Genomic DNA, 20,813 nt, shown 5'->3' with positions numbered 1-20,813 from the left:
TAAAGGTTACAGCCGTCGCGTGGCGGCTGGTGACAGCTTCGCTACTTTTACCCCAAATACACTGCGTTTTGTCTTAGCCTTGGTTTCGTAATCAAAACAAATTTTAATATCACGTCCTGGTGTAGCGAATACGGCAAACTCTTCACGTAAATGGGGAGTAATAGGATTTTTTAGCCGATCGCAAGAACGATAGCCAGCGTTTATCCCTGGCAGCCCGATAGCAGCATCACCTTGACTAAGAATTGCCGCAGTCTTCTTGGCTCCTTCGGTGACAGTAATAGGTATGTTGTGCTTCCAGACGCAGTACCAAAAACCGGATTGGCGATCGCTCGCTGATGGGTTAACCCCGGCTTTAGAGTAGACTTTGTTAGCGATTTCATCCGGCACTTCCAGTAAGAAAATACTTAATTCGGTTTTTGGTGGATGTTCGTACTTGATTTTTTTGAGTGATGCGGGTTTGTCTACTTTTCCGAGAGTATTCGGTTTAGCCTGCCAAGCCCAGGAAGACTTATGCTTGTGAGCTGGCTGAAATCTTGGCTCATTAGGTTTGTAGCAACCCCAGAGCTTTTGAAGGGGCTGCTGCCCCGATTCCAGATTAGCAAAAGAGCGTGGATCTACCCCAGCATCACACCACCACCCACCTTTTTCAATGTGGCTGTATCGTTTCAAATCACTATCCGTGAGTCGTCCGGTATTCAGGCGGTCAATGGTAGGGCTGTACATCAAGTATTCCCATGCTTGATGTTGCCATCCATGCTGATGCAGGCTTTTAAAATTACGAGCAGCTATTTCTGGAGCGATAGCACTATCCTCCACCAGTTCTTTCCAATGCGATGGATCTATGTGTTTGTGGTTGCAAGCTTCAACAAAAAGGAAGGGGGAAATGGCCCCATCTTCCTTACTAAGAGCTTCCTGCTCCCTTGCCTGTTGTTCAATGAGAATTGTAGAATTTTCGAGTGGCGATAAGGGCTGTGTATTAGTTGGCGCTAACTCCTCACTTCTGGTTACTGGTATTTGTGCGTTGGTAAACAGTTCTTGGTGTGATTGAGACTGTACATTATTTGATGTTGGCTCCTGATTAAGTGTTTCTGCTTTATCTGATTGTGCAGTAGTGTTGTTTGCTGGGGCTGATTGTGATTTGTGTTGTTCAGTAGTTGCTGAAGAATTTACTGTCTCTTGTGTAATTTCTAGCTCTAGTTCATCTTCGTACCAATCATGGTCAAAATAATCAATTTTCTCCCAAGAATATCCTCCTGATTCATTGGGCTTCAAAACATAAGTATCGTCACCAATTTCAACATGAGCAAGTTTGTCCCATTCGTACTGGAAACGCTCTACAGATGCTTCAATCAAAGAGATCAGTGCATTTAAAATCTTGAGAGTCCTTTCGTAGTCTCCTCTGTCAAATATTGTAGGGTTAGCAATTAAGTTTAGAGAACGTTCATCGAACATAGAATTTCGAGTCAGCAATGCTAATAATATCTGTGTACGCTTTATACAAAATTTCGTACTGTGTCCAGTGTGCGCCTAAGCATTTCAAATCAATGATTTGAGTATTAGAGATGACGCGATTAAAGATAATATCAAACTCTACATAATTGCGCCTTGCTGCTAGAAAAACTATATACTGTAAGTCGTACCAGCCAATACCTTGAATATATCTCTGGATAATTTGCTCATAACATTTTTCATCGATAATTACTTTCAACCGCCAAAAGACAACTTTAACGTGTATACCTACTTTTTTTAGTAAAGGTCTGAGACTCGACTGTTTGGAAAAAGTCTTGACAATCTCAGTTGTACTCGCCAAAATATTTACCATGTTTCCTAGCAGTCTTTTTTTAGCTTTATCTAACTGGCGAATGTATTGAAAATCAGCGATCGCAAATTCCTTGATTCTAGCTCTCACCTCCTCCTCCTAAAGAATTGATTTTAAACTATCAACAGGTAATGCTTGCACCCCAGCTTCTACAGGGTCTTGCGGAATTGGTAATCTCCGGTCTACTTGTTGAATCCTGATATCTAAATCCCTTTGCGTAGGAGGGTGTTGAGTACTACGTCTTGCTAATGTATTAACTAATTTCCCCCAGGACTGTTGGTTGTATTTATCAATATCTTTCACAGATTGAGGAATTTTAATAGTTTTTAATAGTGGAATTGACCCCTCTTTTTTATTAGCATAAGCTGGGTTGATAAATACACACTTCCCTGCTGGCAGCTTTAAGAATTGGGCTGACTCAAACAGCTTTCTAGTCTTCTCTTGCTCACTAGTAGTAGTACTAGGTTTTCCTCCACCTGTTGAACGGCTCTTTTGTTTGTACTTGATTTCTTCATCTCCCAGAAAGCTGGAGAATAACTGTGCAGATTCATTTTCCCCAGGGTTAAACACGAACTTAGTACCACAAGCCCCTAAAATAGTTTTAGCTACTTCCTTACCGTAATTCTTTTCAAGTTGCCCCATATTCTGCCAACCAAGGATGCCGCAGAAACCCTCACTTCGGGACTCGTTGAGCCATCTGAATAAATCAGGCAGATAAATAGAAGGTAATTCATCAAGTGCAACTATCAATGGGTCTTTCCTCTTTTTGGCAATGTTCCGCGCCACAGTCATGTGTAAAATACTGGTCATGAGTGGAGAAACTGCATCCCGCCGCTCTCTGTCCAGACCAAAGATAATCATCTGCTTACCTTTGATTTCCAAGGGTAGCGTAGTTTTACCAACAAAACAGCCGAGCGTGTTCTTTGCCATAAAGCGAGTGAACATTAATGATGCTGTGGCAGTAATCCCCGCGACTGTCTTCTCACTCCCTGCCGAACTGAATAATTGACCAAAGGCAATCCTAATCCAAGGATTAAAACTAGCAGCCATCAGTCGGTCAACCATTCGTTCGCTTGAAAGTATGGCAGCGGCAGTCATGATGTCTGCATACTCTCCAAACTCTTTGGTTAGCATCAAAACTGCTTGGGTTAACTGATCGCCCGACGGCCCGAAGAATCCATCTTCATTAGAATTATTCAAAATGCGGAAGTTTTTATTAATGACTGTCGCCAATTGACGTGCTGTTTCTGCATCACTACTGTCTCGTAAAAAGTCGAGTGGATTGCATACTTCAGATTCCGGAAATCCAGGCGCAAAAATGTGGACATCATAACCCATCTTTCGGGCATAAGCAGCAATTTTGGCTTGCGACGCGTACTTGAAATCATAGAGTAATATCGGGTATGCTTGAGCGATCGCATCATAAATCATCGGGTTGATAGCACTGAAAGTCTTTCCGCTCCCTGGTGCGCCAATGGCGGCTGTTCCTCTCTGGACATCAGGAACATAAAAGCTTTCACCAATACGCAAAGTAGCGCTATCACATTTAGGAGATTCAATTTGTCTGAGCGCCTTTTTCTTAGCTGTGTCTATTTCTTTTTTACCTCCCCAGTAGCCAGTTGCAAGTTTCTTTTTAGCGCCATCACCCAAGACTACTTTCATTAATAAGTAGACTCCTAACATCCCCAGAAGTGCTAACCCATTGGGAGTAAATAAATGATGAGTGTATTGCCCAATATCATCTTTAGGATTTTGCAATTGCTCAAAACGAAATGATTGATTGGTTGTTGCTTGGTTTTTAGTCATTTTCTAGGGGACAGTAGAAGGGTTTCCAAAGATAATTGGGTCTTGTTCACGGTAAGAAATAAATGGTACAGGCCCAATGAAGTAGGGAGTGCAAGTACGTCCTACAAAAGGAATAGTTTTACAAAACCTAAAAAACATTGCAGTTTGCATTTCTCCTTTTGCTTCATCTATATCCCATACCACTTGCTTGAAAGTAGTCCCAAAGGGATGGCGTCCCGTTGGTTCTTTACCATCATTGACTGCCTGCAAAATTCCAAAACCACCTCTGACCTGTTGTACTTTGCCGGAGATCCATTGCGCTCCAGTTGTTGTGCCTAGCCCGGACATCTCAACATGAGCGCAGTTATTTTGATAGCATGGAACATTGAACCCTTCTTGATAACTGCCAGAGATACTACGAATACGGTTAGCTTCGATATCTCGCAGTACCAAATCGACTTTCCCAATAAATGAAAGGTCGGGATTTGGTAAACTAGGAAACTCGCTCCAAGGCAAATCTCTCAACCCTGGAACAAGTCCAATCACAGTGTCTTGCCATCTATCAAATTTATCAATCGAGGCCTCCTCAATTCCAGGAATAGATGTAAGTTGATACTTTGATAAATCAATGGCACTTCCCAACTCAACCTCATTCAACTTAGGATTGTTCAGGGAACTACCAATTGTGCCACCAGGAGAAACACCAACTCTTATATAAGTGTCGTAGATTGCTTTAATGCTGGCTGGTGATTTACTTCTCAGTGCAGGGATAGCCTTTACTAAGGTAGGGATAGTTTGTGTTTCGACAACTCCAAAATCTGATAATCTCAAACTGTTTAAATCTATGCCTAGAAATTCTGATATTTTTGATAAGTTAAGTTTCTCAATTGAGAACTCGGCATCTTCAAAGTCCCCAAGTTCCATGAAATCTGCAATACTTTGTCCAGCGCTCCAAGTTCTGGTTTCTTCCCCTCGGTCAGTGGGGTAAGTAACACTGCCGCCTTCGCCCATAATCATGTCGCTAAATTTCAGGCGTGACCAATCAGGAACAAAACCGCTGCCAGAATCAACCACTGGAACTTCAGCTGAGGCACTAGGTATGAGATAAGCAATTGCCTGATTGAGGATTCCATACTGACAAAAAGCATGGAGGAAAAGAACGATGGCTAAACCAAAGAATATTAAATAGCGTAGCCTATCGTCTCTTTGTTTTTTCAACTGCTGTTTAGTAGGCTTCAAATTAACAACTTGAGCCTGTTTACTTAACAGGTAACCTAAAATTAGATAATGCGCGTGGCCGTCTGGAGTTGATTTTGATTGGTGTTCTCTCAATTGAGTCATGGGAAATATCACTCTCTATTGCTATTTGGCTGTACTCAGGTTTTCCAGCAGCAGCAGTTACTTGAAAGTGGTAAGCTTTACGCCTAGCGTCTGCTGCTTGAGTAACGATCGTCAGGTGTGTTGACTTTGATTGGGGTAGGCCAGGGATATTAACTTTTTGGATGCGTCGTAAATGAATCAGTCCAGCTCCAGAACTTTGGCAGTTAGGATTAATTCCCTCTAAACAACCATCAGTGTCAATTAGGATTTGGGAGGGGTCGTCAATCCACACTCGTTTGACAACCTCGTTAACTTCGTAAAATGAAATACTTACCCCGTTGCCGTTCCAAACTTTGATGGTTTGAGTGGTGGCACTACTCCCAGTGGCTTGTGATTGTCTTATCGTGCGAACTACGGGGGAAGCAATCGCTGTTAATGGCATCAAACAAATTCCGGCGAACGCAAAAATAATTAACTTATTCACGGCAGCTCCAGGGTACGATTCACCATAAACGTGACTTTCGTTCCTTTGGGGATATACCAAATGTTGGGACGAGAAATGATTTCTTGTGTAGAAGCTTGGCTACGTTCACCAACAATCTCGCCAAGCTTGCCAAAAGCGCCTTGCAAGAATGCCCCACCAATATTGCGTCTAGTGTTTGAAGTCACGTTAGTACTAAAAGTGCCAGCAGCAGAGTTAATAATGCTACTGCTAGAATCCGATTGATTCATAATTTCCCCTACTTTACCCACACCACTGACTAAGCCAACAGTTAAATCCTGTCGTGCCAGTTCTCCACCTTTGTCCTTGAAAGGTTTAGCAATCAATGGATTTCCACCGAAGCCCATTACAGAGATCGCATTCTTGGCAATTGAGTATTCTGTGTTGTCTTTGATGATTGAAGTAACAAAAGCTTTAGTGTAACTAGCACTGTCTACGGAAGTGACTTCAATGGCTACCAATGTCCCAGCTTTGATTGCTACTCTCCCATAGTTGTCATGCAAATCTTGATTTAACTTTGCTAAGTAGCGTGAAGAGTTAGTTTCTGACTGTCTAGTTGAACTTTGTTCTGTTGACTGTTCTTTGACTAAAGGTGTCATTAATACACCATCAGCAAATTGTCCCACTACTAGATAGCGGCTTTTTGTGATTGAATTGTTGGCTGAAGCATTATCAATACCAGCAATTAACTCAGCAGAGCTTTGTGTATTTAACCAACGAGGGTGAATTTTCTCAATGCCTTCACGTCGCTCAATAGTATTTGATGACTCGGAAAATAAAGGTTCTTTAATCCGGCTATCAGCAGATATTTTCTGAGATTTAACTGGCTGTTTGTAACCAGAGTCAATTAGTGTATCGTTGTTTAAACCAGTAATATTGCTGGCATAATCTATTTTGCCGAAGGAGCCTAAGCTTCGTAGTCGATTCAGTTCACTAATTGGATCTGTCGCTGGTTTTAATGTGGCTATCGGCTGAGGTCTAGCAACAGAATAATTACGTGGAAGAGCGGCAATTTCTCTAGGTGGTGGTGAATAATTCCTTTGTACATAGCGCAGCGGCGGTGGAGGAGATGAGGCAACTGCTACACTTTGACGGGAAATAGGAACTTCTTGCGGTTGTGTTGAAGGCTTTTCTACTTTTTTAAGTTGAGACTTATTTTTTTGGCTATCAATTTTATCCAACTCTTGAGCTTGCTTAGCAAGAGCTAACTGTGCATAAACATCCCCATCATTTTCTGATAATGCTTGCTCTGTTGATTGATTAACAGTTTTAGCTTCTTCTTTTTTAGCTTGATTACCTCCATTAATAATGCTGTTGAACAGCATAAAGAACACCAGGAAGCCACCAGCCAATGGAATACCAACCATTCCCAATCTTGACCAAGGAGAGGTAACAACTGTATGTTTGGTTATTGGTTCAGCGTCATCTTTCTCATCTCCAACGAAGTCAGAAGTCAGAGGCAAGACGTTCAAGGGATGATCCTCTCTTCCTCGATTTTCTTCATCATCTAACCTTAGTATTTCATCTACAGTTGACGGATTATTTTCGTCTGCAAAATGTAGATTATTAGTTGCCATAATTACCTTTCCTTTCGCCGAGATTTAAATCAACAACTTGTGTAATCTCTAATCCAGGAGCGCGAATTGCATAGATTTTTTTGGCTAAGTCTGTAATATCTTTAGGGGGAGTTTGGGGAGTGGTAATTGATTCCACTGTCACAGTTTTGTTGAAGGAAATTCCGTTCCCCGCATTCTCTTTTTTTTGAAAGGTGACAAGGGTGGCTACTAGATCAATTTCCCACTGACCATCTCTTATCTGGCGTGGCTCTGAGATAAATCTTGGTATCAGCGAAACTTGCATGTCACCAGTAAAAACATCAGTTTTGGTCATCGTCCCTAGTTTCTGCAAAAAAGCAGCACGGAGATTATGCTTTTCTGAAAGTGCAAAAGCCGCTTCGTAAGCTTTAGTTGTCACCCTATAGAGTTTATTCAGTTTTCCACCACTGACCTCCACACCTGGGTCTGGTTTTGTGATTGGCTCCCCTTTCTGGTTGAAGGTTTGTATCAAGCCATCCCAACTAAACATTCTGATGAAGGAATCGGAAACAAACTTTTTAATTACCTCACTAGATCTCTGTGTTGGATGTACAGCAATTGCACTAATTGTTTCTCCTGATGATAGTTGCACCAGTGAGGGCATTTGATTTTTCACTAAAGACCGAGTTGCACCGTAATTTAAAATTTGTAACAACAAAGATATTAACGCCATTGAGAAAGCTGCGGTACAAAGCAAGCCTATCCCTGTTGGCACAGATACGCCTTTGCTTAAAAGTTTTAGGCGTTCCTTTTTCGGCTTTGCATTTAGCATCTGATTAAAAATTGGGTAAGGGGGAAAGGGTAAGGGGGAAAGGGGACATTATTTGGGAGCTTGATTTATAGATTGAATTTGATTAGATAACATACGGCTCAACTCTATAACTTGGTTATAAAGTTGTGTATAAGTCTGTTGCTCTAAATATCCAATTTCCAAAGCTACTCTGAGAAGACTGCGAACTTCTCCCGCAGATCCTTTAGCAATATTTAGGAAGGTTACATATTCTTTACGAGAATATCTTTCAAATCCTTCCCTACGGGACGCTCCGCGAACAGCAATATTTGTAGGAATTGATACTGATGCTCGCCTTAATTGATCTCTCAAGCCGAAATCTTTACTTAGTTCACTTTGTCTAGTCACTAAGTATATTTGTTTAACTAACTCAATCCCTTTCTTCCAAACTCTTAAATCTTCAAAAGTTTCTATTTTCTTGTTTTCCATCCCTTTCTCCTTTTCCCTTTCCCCTTTCCCCATATTGTAAAGACATCTAATTAAATTCCTCGCCGAATTACTTTAGCTAGCGCACCCCCTCCATACGAGACAACTGTCACAGCCACATCTTTGGCAATATTAATCGCTTGGTCTGCGGCTTTGTTGAGTTGCGTCAGTAGTGCTAGTCCACCTCCTGCGGCTAATCCGGTTGCCAATGCTGGGGCAATAATTCCAATCACGAATAAGAAAAATAACGGCTGATCTGACCTAGAATTAGCCATTAATTCAGCTGCAAATCCCGTAATCACATTGAACGAAAGCTTGGCCATTCCCACAGAGAAATATCCAGCTAACCAGGTAAAGATTGATTTCGACCCATAAGGAAGCAATGAGCCACCCACTGCTAAAGGCCCTAAAAGTGCAGTCAGCAGCATCGTGAGTTCTACGCCCCATTGATACGCACCTCCTAATGCCACCAATATATTCGTAATGGTTCCTGCCACCACTGAGCCGACATAAGCACTGAATGGCGAAAGTAATACTTGTACGGGGTTAGCTCCACTTTGGATTGCATCGATTGGGGCGTTAATTATCCGATCTATACGATCTATTAGCCAAGCAAAGGGGCCATTAGAGCCAACAAAGTAACGTGGATATTCATTCATCAACCTCTGCTTGGCTTCCGTTAAGCAATCAACTGCATCTTGTGGTGCCAAAGAAGAAGTTCGGCACATTTCCATTTCTCGACCAATGGCACTACGAACTGCTTCTACCCCTAATGCTTTTTGGTAAGCTGCTCTTAAATCAACCCCAGCCGCAGTACGTATTAGCACATAGTTATTTGTATTGTTAATCAGATCTCGGATCGCCATTGTGCTTTGCCCTAGCAGTTGACCATTTTGAAATAATAATGCTGCTACTGTTAGCGGCCAGATTAAATCTGTAATTGCCCGTGTTTCTTCAAAATTGAGCATTTGTTTCGTCCACTCAATCATAAAGAATACTAAAGTTGAAACCGCAAATAAAGTGCCAACTGTACATAAGGAACCATACAATGGCCCGTTTAAAAGCTCTGTCCATAATTCGTTAAAGCCTTGAGAAATCGCATCGGCATTTTCCGCAGATCTTGTAACTAAATCTCCACCAACAAATACACCCTGAGCTATTAATTTAGGGAAGAATAATTGCATAATTATTTTTCTTGATAAGCAGGATCTAAATTGGACATCACAATTAATTCTTGAGTTAGCGAGGCTAGCCCCATCGTCCGCAGATTCTCTTTTTCACGGTTAGAAGCAATATTGTCTGCAATTTGCGAAAGCATCAAATTCCCTTGGGCTGTATCTAGCCGTGCTATTTCAGTGTTAGTCCCAACTTGTGCCAGCATTGAAATAGTTAAGGCATTTTGAGCCGCGATCGCCTTGAGAATATTTTGAGATGCATCCATTGCTTGTGCTTGGTCGCCCAGCCCCTTAACGGATTGTGCTATCTGCACAGTTGTTGCTAATTTCTGAGCTGTATTTGATTGTCCTTCCTTGCTCATCACCGCAGACACAGAAGACTTCGTTAACTGCCTTTCTAGCTCTTGCCCCGTCGCTTTTGCCTCTGGTAGCGAACGAATAGCTCGAAGTCGCTCCTTTAAATCTTCACTACTAGCAATCGGATCTACTGCACCCATTACCCCGGTTGCGCTACCTATCGCAGCTTTTGCATCTGCTCTGATACCGCTCCATGCCTCGTCTATCTCGGTTTGGGCTTTTTCTTCTAATTGTCTAATTGAGTTTTGGGCATCACTAATCATTGTTTGAAAAAAATTTTCAATAATTAATGAGAGTGCCAAACTCGGCGTTGATAATAAAACGCTTACTAGCACTACAGAGGTAAGGACAACAATTTTTTGGGAACGATTTAACTTCATGCTACAAAACTTGGTTAAGGTTCGCTTGAGAAACACTTTTGAGCAATTGTTCAGCCTCGACAGATAATTTCTCACCTCGAATCATCCTGATATAATCCTCGCTAAATCTAAACAAACCTAATATGTGGTTATATTTATATTTGTTGAGGAAAAGACTTCTCAGTTCTTGTTCATGAGGATTATTAGCGACTGCTGCCAATAAACAGTAAGCTGGATAGTATCGGCAAAATGTTAGCTTGCCATTATCGTCTAACAGCCAGTTAGAATATACCCCTGATTTTCGGGGATAAAATGATTCTGTGCTATTGCGAGAGATGATTTCATACGTATATTTAAATCTTGCTACAAAGGGGTCGATTGCACTCGATTGAATTCTCCCTACTAATCTTGTAGTAATGTTGGCGAAGATTTTAGCAGCAGCTTTTGATTGATAAATACTTTCTGGCTCTTGCGCTGATAGTATTACCCTAATCCCTGCTTTGGCTCCGTTAGCACATAACCTTCCAATTAGTTCTGCTATCGATTCAAAAGCAAATAAAATCGGTGCTTCATCTAGGAAGAAAATAGAGGCTTTTGAACTTAATGCCCGCCGCAAAGCTGCTGCATAAGCTGAGAGAGCTAGGATTGCTGCATCTGATTCACTCGATAAGTTTCTCAGAGCAAATACTAACAACTTCGCATCTGTGCGAAAGCTCGAAGGTTGAGATATTGACTGCCCAACTCTCGTGTTTAACCAAAAATTCAATCGCAATCTAATTTGGTTTAATGCTTCTAAGATTTCTTGGCTATTATTAGCAATGGAATCTAGCTTAATATACCCAGGTGTACAGTATTTTACAAAATCATTGAGTGTTGGCGTATCCGACCACTCACGAGTTCCTACACCAGCGTTCAAAGCCGCTTTGTATCGCAACTTTATTTCATCATCGACAAAGAATGATTCCAGGGCTAGAGTTACTAATGATTCAATATTTGATAACATGCTGGCGCTCACGCCCATTGCTTGAGTTCCAACGATCATTGTCATTAGTACTGATTTCAAAAACTCTTTGAAATCATTCATCCTTTCTTTGATAGTTTCTTCATCCAAATTGCGGAGGTCTGGTAGCTCAAACAGGTTATTTGACTCCTTAGATATATCAAAATATGCACCATCCTTACCTAACAAATTGGTGTAATCAGTAAAAGTGGACGTTCCATCTGGTTTAGGATAATCCAGCGCTACAACAGGTATCCCTTGTGCTAAAGCCGGAGTTAAAATCCCTGCTACTAACACTGACTTCCCGGAACGAGTCGCCCCAAAAATCGCAATGTGTTTGTGCTGGTTATACAAATCTAGATGTATCGGTGTTCCCCCTTCCTCTGCAATTAATTCAAAGCCTGTGCTATCACCTGTTGCTGTGCGAATTAAAGGCATTAATCCTGGAGCTTCAGAACTGAAGTAAGGTAATCTCCGATTGAATGGTTTAGTTAGTAATCCTTCCCAGATAAATGGACAGCACTGCAACCAAATTTTCCACGCGATTTCTGTTTCTCGGTCAACTGCTGCCGGACTTTGAAAACATGACCCTAGATATTTAATCGCTTCATCTAATGAACGAGTATTATCTCGGTGGACTAAAAATACTACTGCCGTGTTCACCACGCTAGCGCCTTTGTAGATTGTCTTTTGTGCTTCTACTGCCTCCTCTATATTCAATCCGGCTTTCACATCTATATTCCCTGCTCCACTAGAAGCTGTTGTACTCGTAATTGATTGTTTTGTTAATCTTTGTAGGTTTGTCTTGGCAAAGATTTGATTGGCTTTAGTAATTTGGCAAAATATCTCGGTATCTGAAACTTTACCTCGCGCTATTACCGACCACAGATATCGCAGTTGAGCATATTCATCAATCCATCCCCCCGGCTTTGAAGAGAAATTGAGTACACCAATATATTTATCTTGGATTTTTACCCATTTCCTATCAAATAATGGAATTGATTTTTCTGTACCCAAAAGATGATGCCGAATATGAAAATCACTTGTCTGTTTTTCTGTTAGCCCCCAAGAGTCAAGCTTTAATGGGTTTGGTAGTTGGGCGACTGTTGAAGTATTAAATTGCAACCATAACACTTGCCATATTTCAACAGCAGAAAGCGCTTTGACAGATAATCCCATTTTGTTGCTGACGACTTGCTCCCAACTGCCAAAGCCTTCTACAAACGAATTCCGTAAAATGCTCTCTATTCGATTTTGTTCAATAGCGTGAATCTCACCTGTGAATTTATACCAAATACTTTGTAACTTTTTCAGTCCAGTTTCTACGATATCCTGGGTTTTCTCCTCACCGGAAAACACTGTATATGTACACCACAAACGCAGAAACTTATTTTTGCGCTCACCTGATATAGTTAATTCCCTTGCCCGAACTCTTTCACTCCGTAGTAAGAGTTTTATTTGCTCTAAATTGCAGCTATCCTCCAAACTTTTTAGCTCTTTTTGTCTGGGAGCATCATCAGTAAAAGACCCTAAATGAATTGTTAATAACTCCTGCTCTGGTATTTCCTTGAGTCCAGATTCTATACTGTCAAATATAGGCAGAATTTGTTCGGCTTCCAAGTGTGGATGAATACCAACGCAGTCAAAGCAAAACTTAATTTGGATATCTGAATTCTTTTTTAAGATTAAAGCTCCTATCCCCCGGCGATTCCCTAAATCTATTTCACATATTCCTGCCAAATGAATTATGTCTTCAAACGGCGTTAACGTTATCGACTTCTTTCCTATTTTGTTAAAGCTGCTTTTTGACATAATTGTTTAGCGTTACTTTACACTTGATGATTAAATGGCTTAGCATCCCCGCTGGAATAAATTGAACAAACCTTCGATACACCACGACTAATAGTGTTGCGAGTCAGATACCCCAAAAAAGGTTTGTTCAATTTATTTTTGCTTAACCCCTTAAACTCTTTTCCTCCCACCGACTGTGCTTTTTTTCTCCCTCTCTGGTGACTCTGTTAATGACACAAACCGCATATAGCCTCGACTAATCCTTGGTGTTCCAATAAACTTGCCAAAAAAATCCTTATTGCTCGATAAAATCCACCATGTCCCCCACCCCCAAAACGTTATGAATCCTGTTCCTAGCCATCCGATCTTTAATAGGTGATAGAACAAGAATATATTTGCTATTGCTATACAAGACCAGGGAAATATCTGCTCTGTTGAAAACGGGCCAATTTTTGGTTGAATCCCTAGCGTTCGATTCACTACCCTAAATTTCTTGTTCAACATCTTTGTAAATAGGGGTGTAAGGGTGTAGGGGTGTAGGTGAAAACCATAACGCGGATTGACTTTTTTGGATCTTGATTCAAATTTAATCCTTTACCTTATACCCCTACCCCCTTACACTCTTATTACCCCGCAGCTCCTCCTGCGACCAGTCCTGTCAAAATGTCCGCAGCAAATACTGCCACGACCATAATAAATGGTGTTCTTGCTGGCGTTGCCCAGTCTTCATCCCGCCTTACTGCCTGGATGATATTCACTATTGATATTGCTATGTACAACAAAAACAATGCACGTATAATGTTGAACACAGTCTCAATTGTCTGTTCAGTCTGCGCGTTCCCTGCCGCATTCGGAAAGTTCTCTGTTAGCCAGCCTTGAGCATTGTTGAAAAATTGTGCCGAAGCTGGCGCACTAGCAAAATCCAATACAAATACAAATGCCAGTAAACAGAACAATATAGCATACAAGTTGACGCCGTATTTTCGCTGCTTACTGTCGATTCCAGTTAATAACTTAGTAAACTCTTTCTGGTATGTTACAGCTACCGCCGTCACGATAATCAGTCCCCCCATCATCATGTTGTGGAGCGACATTTCTGCAATCATTAATGCTCCAGCTACACCCATCAGTGCCACCGTGCTACGTTCTGCCGCAATTTTTCGCCTCGATTTTGCAGGCACTGCCACTGCATCCGAATATGTTTGCATATTTTCAAATACCATCTTTATTAGTTGCATCCAATGCCTTAATCAAACTTCTTTCAGAAGTTGGGAAAAGGGGAATGAAAAAAGGCTATTGAGTCTGCATTTATTATTCGCTCTCTTGCCATAAAAAACCACTCACCCAGAGCAAATCTTTCCCCTAACTTTAGTTAATTGTTTTACCTAACTTTAGCTAACATCTGTTGTTCAAGACCGAATCTAGTTTAAGCTTGTGGAAAAGACCAAAGCTGGGCAGGGTAAAACAATATAATGCTTAATTATTGGACAGCGATCGCACTTTTTTGCCCGTTCTCACCAAATCGCGTTGCTCCGTTGTCCAGATGAAGACGAGGAATAAATTAAAATGCACAATGGGTTGCGCCCTGCTACGAAAAAATAATCACTAGCATACTTAGTGCTGGCGATCGCTTTTGTTCAAGTATTTAGCTAAAATCACTATATTTGATGCACGCAACGGGGCTAAGGTTTGACCTCACGTATATCAATAGGAGGTGTTTTTATCAAAGGGCAAGCTCTCTTCAGGCTCAAAGTTTTGCAGGTCTTGTTCCATTTGGCGGCGACGTTGGACGTAAGTTCTGCTGTCTTCTCTCCTCTGTTTCATCCGTTCTTCACCAAAATTAATACCTTGTTCTGCATACCGAGCAGATATTCTATCGTAATGTTCGACTTCACTTTTCTTACGCCACTCTTGCTGTTCGAGCGCACTTTCACTGATACCAATTTGTCGAGCGTATTCTATATATTCGGGTTTAAGGGAACCGTCTGGGTTGAATTCCCTTTTCTCTTGTTCAGTGAAGAAATCGTAGGCTGTGTAGACTGGCCACGGCTCTGGGTCAGTTTCGTCTAAGTGCTTCCATTCGTCGTATGTTGCTTTCACTCTACGTGCATAACTATTAATTGCTCCTGGGTGGTCACCTTTAGATAACATTTCTTTCCGGGCCTCATCTTTCAATGTTCCATCTGCATTGAATTCTTTCTTATGCATATTTATCCAACGCTTAATTCTCGACATACAGCTCCCCCAAAATATTAATTAAATTTCATTAGGTAAGCGAACCTTTTATGACTCTAGAATTGAAACATTTTGACCCCAGGTTAAATCAATGGATTTATACAGATGAGCATGAAACTAACTCTCAATCAATTTTAACCGAGAAGCTCAGTAATACTTTACTAGAATCTTACTTCCCTGATAAAGAATTCTCCTTTGGACACTCAGATGAATACAGTAAACCTGAAGAATTAAGGAATCATCCAGAGGGACATATTTTATTGCTGTCTTCTAAGACTCGCTTACTTTATGGAGAGCAAGAATGTTTAGAAACTATCCAAAAAATCTGCCCAGACGGTAAAGATAGAGGGGCTTACGGGTCTATCTTTCTTGGGGCTTGCAAAAATGCAATTCAGGAAAAATTAAACATTTTAGTAGTAGATGATTCTACTAAAAAGGCTGGAGAAAATGGAGGAATATTATCAAAGGATTTAGCATATAAACTAGTCGGTGATTGTTACGGACAAATTTCTCCACAACTCCATGACAAACTTACCTTAAGGGAATCACAACAAGATAAAAGCTATCGCGTTATTCAGCATCGATTCGGCTGGGTGGATGGAGTTGGAGAAGATACTGCTAAATACCGTTTTGGCAAAGGAACACTCCGACCATACAAACTAGATGAAATAAAATATGCAGACCCGACTAATGAACCAAAAATAGATATTATTCTCCCCATCAGTAGTTTCAAAGGAACAGACAAAGATAGACCTGGAGGCCCTACAAAACCTCAAATAAAACCAGGGCTATATCAACAAAATATTTGGTTAGCGGAAAAAGCGCAGTCTCAACAAGGACAGATGTCTATTTCTCAACTCCTGGCATCTTTTCCACAAGGGCTTAAAGATTTTGTCGAGGAACTAGAGGTACAAGCTCAAAGACTAGCTTCTATCCAAGATGATCCAAGGAAAGTTGCTACTTATTATTGTGAGAAATACGAAAAACGTAAAGAATCACTTAATCAAAGTAAATCTAATATAGACCAAGAGACTTCTAATCAACAAACAGAGGTTATTAACTCGAATGTAGATGAAGATTTAAATACAGATGATGAACTGAGTGATGAGAGTGTTAAAGATGATTTGTTCATGTACAAGCTCATCAAAGCAGACTTGCTAGGTCATCAACAACTTTTAGAAACAGAGAAAATAAAGCAAGAATTAAGTCGATTTCTCCAGAGCGAATGGCGAAATATTGCCATTGGGAAAACTTTGACTTTTGATCGAGGGATGATTATTCCATCCAAAGATTTAAAAAATGGTGAAATCTGCGTCCCTTGGTTTGACGATCAAGAAAAAATCCTTAACTTTCGTTCTCCTTTCCTTAATTCCAATGGTCTGTGTGTCTCTAAAAATAACTATGTTGAGGATCGGCTAGGGCCAGACGGTAAAGACCTTAAAGGCGTGATTGTAGTCAATGATGAAGACCACAAGCGCATACAACAAAGAATTGTACAGCTAGAAGCACAAGGCATTGATGTTGAGGAAGTTGACCCAACCGAAACAGAATCAGAACGCCAAGCACGCGATTACGATGGCGATTGCATTGGTGTAGCACGAGCCAGTTTATATCCGAATCTTACTGCTGAGGCACAAAGGAGATATCTTCCTCAAAACGCTTACTCTCCTACAGTTAAACTCAAAAAACAATCATTTTATCTTGAAGATGGAACCCAGCCTCCATTTGAAGAAATCGCTATCCACATGAGCGATAGTATTAGTGTAGGAGTAATCAATAATCAGGTAACGGCCGCTGAAGCCTTGGAATCAGAGATTGAAATTCTACGAACTTATGGCACTGACGATCAAAAATTAAATTACTTAAATCAAGTTTCAGTCCATTACGAAAAGCTTTTCGGAGAAGAAAATCAGCAATCTCCCAAAATAATTCGGGCAGAATACAAACCATATATGCAATCTGTTGTATCTTTAACTCAGAATCCAACCCAAGAAACTTTAGAACAGGCAATGGATGTTAACCGTATCCTTGAGCGCCAAGTTACTGAAGAAGGATGTTTTCAAAATCAGATAGCGGTTGATCTGTTTAAGAGTTCGAGAACGCCTGATATGGACATCATTAAGGAGAATAAACGCTATCTCCACAGAGATGTCAATTACATTAAAGACAAAAAATCTTCGTCAGCCTATTTAAACTCAGGAATTACCTCAACTGGCTACTCTCCTGTAGAGTTGCTTATTAGTCAAACCAATAAATATTTTCAACAATCACAATTAGAATCCCGCCCTATAGTTCAGTTTCAGGATTTGTTTCGGGGAGTCGAGTTTACACCACAGCAGAAATTCGCCGCGATCGCTGCTAAACACGAATTCGATCGGAAATTCAACGCTGCGGTTCGCCTATCCCGGCAGCTTGAAACTGAAAAAGGCCCCAGAGCTATAATTCAAACTAGTGAAGGGGTATCTCTCGAAATTACCAACCTGACGCGCTACGGACATCCGCTAATTTGGAAAGCAGAGACATTAAATATTCGCTTAGATGAAAGAAAATTTACAAGCAGAGAACGCCCCCACAAATTATTAGCATCTGCCCAGATTAACTCTGAAGTCGATGAAGATGGAAAACCCGTTTACCGCAAACTGGGGACAGTTAGCCAACAATCGCAAGCAGATTACAATCTCAAACCTGGGATGACTACACAAGGAGCTAAACTCAAGCAGCTAAAACCAGAACTCACCAGAAGCCAAACTAAATTACTCTTCGGCAAAGCTTATGAGGCAGCCGAGGCATTTTACGCTTTTATTCCAGAATCGCAAAAACTTCAAGCCGCCGCCGCCGCATGGAACGTCTGTGCATCCCGCCAGGATGAACTCGAAGTGGCGCGAAAAGAAAACAAAGACCTATCAAACATCGCTAAAAAAGTCTCCAATTTCGCCTTTGCTGCTTTCCCGACTGAGATTATATCCCGCCTGAGTGAGTTGCAATTTACCGAACTGAGATTGGTCACTCTAAAGAATGAGGCGAATAAGTTTTTAGGTAAAAAGTGGAACAATCATGAAAAACACCCCATAGAAATCAGAGCTTCTCACCACCCAGTTGGGCATGAGCGCCATGTTTCCAGACTAATGTTTGTCCAGGATGCTGACGGCGAATACAAAGAATTCGCCATGTTGGAAACCAGAAGTGGTACGCTGCCCATTGGCACGAAGGCACAAGCTAATTTCGTTGGTATAGAACCTGCTACCGCTAATGCCACTATCGGACTGTCAGGGAAAGAACCTTTTGAGATTACCATCCGAGAACTCAAGAACTTCTCTTATGCAGGACTTGTTTTTAACGACCAACCCGTAAATTTAGAATTTGGCGCTGTTCGAGTACCAGATCAAACCGTCAAAATCAAAGTTGATGGCAAAACTTTGGGTGAGTTAGACAGTGATTCTGTCGAGCAACTCAAAAGCTTTAATTATCTCAAAAACGGCAATCCGTTAAAGTTAAAACTTACCTCAATCTCCTTTATTGGAGATCAAGCTTTTGTGCTAGGCGAATCTCCCAATGGCAATCTACTCAAAATCAACAAAATTAACTTTTACGATTTTAAAGGTCAGACATTCTCGGATCAAAATTACCGTCAAGCGAGTGTAGAAACTTCGGCTGATAAATTCAGAGAAGCTGTATTTTTGAATGGTGAACCACTTGGTGTCCTGCACTTCAAAAAGGACAAAGACGCACTTCGGCAGATGGGATTACTCAAAAGCGGTGAACTTACACCAGCACCCGCTATTCTTCAAAGTAATTTTTCTGTTATTTGCGCCCAAATCGACCCCAACACTATTGAATATCCTACTGTCTGGACGAAGGAGCTTCAAGTTTTTGGGCAAAAACAAGTTGACCCGATTCAACAGTTGATGATTGATAGTAGTGCGCCCCTACTGCAAAAAATTAAAGAGCGTCCCACTTTCCTTGTTGCCACACCTGAACACCTTGCACAAGGACTTATATGCTTGGCAGTTAATAATCACAAGGTTGATGCTGTGACAAAATGGTTAACATCTCAAAACGTTGAATTCTTACTCGCCCCAATAGAAGATGCGATCGAAGAAACAAAAAAGGGATTGGCAGTATTCAACTTAGTCAGTAGTTCTATCCCTGACAAAACTTTAGAGAACATGACCAAAAAATTTGGGGCTGTGATTGAGTCTACTAGTGAATATCAACAAAAAGTTAATTCTCTAGCCACACGACCACAACAACCAGCACCTTCATTAATTCAACCTATTCAAAACACTATTAATCAATCTACAAAATCCATAGCAGACATTACTAATAGTGTGAAAAACGAACTGTCTTGTGTAGAGAACCGCCCAACAATTACTATTGATGAGTTGAGAAATTGGTACAGTATTGCTGATAAGTTGGGTAAACCATTAGAGTACAAAAGTCGGATTACTCAAGTAGCGAACTCGTTTAAGTCTACTGGGGAATTATCTGACAAAGCCATAACTGCTATTAGCCAGGATACTGAACAATATCAGACTCTTAGCCGACTGACTCAAATCGCTCAAAGGATTACTCATGTTTTGGGAGAGGCAGCACCAGATAGCTCTCTTCAAGTGAGCGGCAAAATTTATGATATTGTATTCAACTCTGACCGCAAAGATTTAACTATCACACACAAAAATAAAGATGTAGTTCTAGCTGTTCAATCCGGTAAAGTACAAGTTAATCAAGTTTCACCACAAGTCATTCAAGCTTTTGAAGCAACTAATACCAAAATTGATGAAATGTTATCAAGAAATAGGTTTGCTGGTATGGAGTTGTGAATGCTTTCGAGTGCGATGGTGCTTTTCACCCGCCTGATTGCGATCGCATTAGAGGATTAACCAAAATATCAATCATCATTAATTCCAAAAAAAAGCTGATGTGTCAATTAGACACATCAGCTTTTAATTTATCTCAAAATATCAATCACAGCCGTGAGAATTGCGGGTGCTTTATCACAAACCGGAATGAATACCCGCTTACGCCATTGAATAATTTCCGTAAAACAACCCACAGCCACAAGCTTGTCAGCCAATGACAAAGCATCAACCAACTCAATCCTCGGCTCATCGGCAACCAAAGACCGCCGCAGTGTAATTCCTCTGGGCAGTTGTTGTGAATACTTCTCGTTGAGCACCAGCTTCACTAGTTCTGTTGCAGAAAGCACCTGATTTCTTAGTCCGAGTTGTTCGCGCACGGTTTGAATGTCGGAAGCATTGACCACGCGACCCAGTATCTTTTGTCCATTGCTGGTTTGCAGCCGGAAAACCCGACTACTGGACTGTGGTAGGATTTTCCAGATGGGCAGCAGAATGCCTGTCACCAAGTGCAAATAATCGGTTGTAAAAGAGGGCAGTGCGTTCACTTCCTTTGACCACGCCGCAACAAATGTATCAGCCGAAACCTGCTGCCAAGTGGATGACTCCAATTGTTCAAGTGTTACACGGGTTTCTTTTTGTGGTCGGACGAGCAACACTCTGGGAATAACGCCGCCATCATCCGCAAACGCGCTATGAGTTGGGATGATCGCAGCAGCATTGCCTGACTTCTCATTTACCATAGACATCTCCAAAATAGTAATATTCTGTGGTAAAAGAACATTATGATAAGTTTTTGACAC

The 20,813-nt window shown here is 41.1% G+C and carries 14 protein-coding genes and 1 pseudogene; 1 reads left to right on the top strand and 14 read right to left on the bottom strand.

The genetic code is table 11. From position 1 onward, the window contains the following. Positions 1-6 precede the first annotated feature (6 nt). The 13 genes from RMY63_RS38290 to RMY63_RS38230 all read right to left on the bottom strand — a co-directional run bounded on the left by RMY63_RS38290 (position 7) and on the right by RMY63_RS38230 (position 15,154). On the bottom strand, positions 7-1,452 hold the full coding sequence (locus RMY63_RS38290) for a DUF3854 domain-containing protein (protein ID WP_322733679.1): 1,446 nt from the start codon (positions 1,450-1,452) through the stop codon (positions 7-9). Next, positions 1,442-1,909, bottom strand: a complete 468-nt coding sequence (locus RMY63_RS38285) for a hypothetical protein (RefSeq protein WP_322733678.1) — start codon at positions 1,907-1,909, stop codon at positions 1,442-1,444. Before RMY63_RS38285 ends, RMY63_RS38290 begins: the two co-directional genes overlap by 11 nt. Positions 1,910-1,918: 9 nt before the next feature. Further along, entirely contained in the window at positions 1,919-3,625 is a 1,707-nt protein-coding gene (locus RMY63_RS38280) for a type IV secretory system conjugative DNA transfer family protein (RefSeq protein WP_322733677.1), read from the bottom strand. Between the two features lie 3 nt (positions 3,626-3,628). Then, positions 3,629-4,843 (bottom strand): hypothetical protein, encoded by a 1,215-nt coding sequence (locus RMY63_RS38275; RefSeq protein WP_322733676.1) that lies wholly within the window; start codon positions 4,841-4,843, stop codon positions 3,629-3,631. 19 nt (positions 4,844-4,862) lie between these two features. Beyond that, positions 4,863-5,408, bottom strand: coding sequence for a hypothetical protein (locus RMY63_RS38270; RefSeq protein ID WP_322733675.1), 546 nt, complete (start codon positions 5,406-5,408; stop codon positions 4,863-4,865). Continuing rightward, the gene (locus tag RMY63_RS38265; RefSeq protein ID WP_322733674.1) at positions 5,405-7,003 is read right to left on the bottom strand and encodes a TrbI/VirB10 family protein; all 1,599 of its coding nucleotides are present in this window, start codon (positions 7,001-7,003) and stop codon (positions 5,405-5,407) included. Before RMY63_RS38265 ends, RMY63_RS38270 begins: the two co-directional genes overlap by 4 nt. Next, positions 6,993-7,793 carry a hypothetical protein gene (locus RMY63_RS38260; RefSeq protein ID WP_322733673.1) on the bottom strand — a complete coding sequence of 267 codons (801 nt, stop codon included), beginning with the start codon at positions 7,791-7,793 and terminating at the stop codon, positions 6,993-6,995. The genes RMY63_RS38265 and RMY63_RS38260 overlap by 11 nt, the downstream gene beginning before the upstream one ends. A gap of 48 nt (positions 7,794-7,841) precedes the next feature. Beyond that, positions 7,842-8,240 (bottom strand): four helix bundle protein, encoded by a 399-nt coding sequence (locus RMY63_RS38255; protein WP_322733672.1) that lies wholly within the window; start codon positions 8,238-8,240, stop codon positions 7,842-7,844. A 50-nt stretch (positions 8,241-8,290) separates the two neighbouring features. Continuing rightward, positions 8,291-9,421 carry a hypothetical protein gene (locus RMY63_RS38250; protein WP_322733671.1) on the bottom strand — a complete coding sequence of 377 codons (1,131 nt, stop codon included), beginning with the start codon at positions 9,419-9,421 and terminating at the stop codon, positions 8,291-8,293. A gap of 2 nt (positions 9,422-9,423) precedes the next feature. Further along, positions 9,424-10,149 carry a hypothetical protein gene (locus RMY63_RS38245; protein ID WP_322733670.1) on the bottom strand — a complete coding sequence of 242 codons (726 nt, stop codon included), beginning with the start codon at positions 10,147-10,149 and terminating at the stop codon, positions 9,424-9,426. A gap of 1 nt (position 10,150) precedes the next feature. Next, the gene (locus tag RMY63_RS38240) at positions 10,151-12,940 is read right to left on the bottom strand and encodes a helicase HerA domain-containing protein (protein ID WP_322733669.1); all 2,790 of its coding nucleotides are present in this window, start codon (positions 12,938-12,940) and stop codon (positions 10,151-10,153) included. 605 nt (positions 12,941-13,545) lie between these two features. Further along, complete coding sequence (locus RMY63_RS38235; protein WP_322733668.1) at positions 13,546-14,142, bottom strand: hypothetical protein; 597 nt, start codon at positions 14,140-14,142, stop codon at positions 13,546-13,548. Positions 14,143-14,623: 481 nt separating this feature from the next. After that, entirely contained in the window at positions 14,624-15,154 is a 531-nt protein-coding gene (locus RMY63_RS38230; RefSeq protein ID WP_322733667.1) for a hypothetical protein, read from the bottom strand. A gap of 50 nt (positions 15,155-15,204) precedes the next feature. On the opposite strand from RMY63_RS38230, the gene RMY63_RS38225 reads away from it, so the two are divergent. After that, on the top strand, positions 15,205-19,974 hold the full coding sequence (locus tag RMY63_RS38225; RefSeq protein WP_322733666.1) for a hypothetical protein: 4,770 nt from the start codon (positions 15,205-15,207) through the stop codon (positions 19,972-19,974). A gap of 128 nt (positions 19,975-20,102) precedes the next feature. On the opposite strand, the pseudogene RMY63_RS38220 reads toward RMY63_RS38225, so the two are convergent. Further along, positions 20,103-20,813 (bottom strand): annotated as a pseudogene (locus RMY63_RS38220) (methylase); the annotation flags it as partial.

Origin of the sequence: Nostoc sp. ChiQUE01b, assembly GCF_034531255.1 — a bacterium.
Lineage (GTDB): Bacteria > Cyanobacteriota > Cyanobacteriia > Cyanobacteriales > Nostocaceae > Nostoc.
Note: the sequence above shows the minus strand (reverse complement) of the source record. Positions and strands in the feature narration are given on the sequence as shown.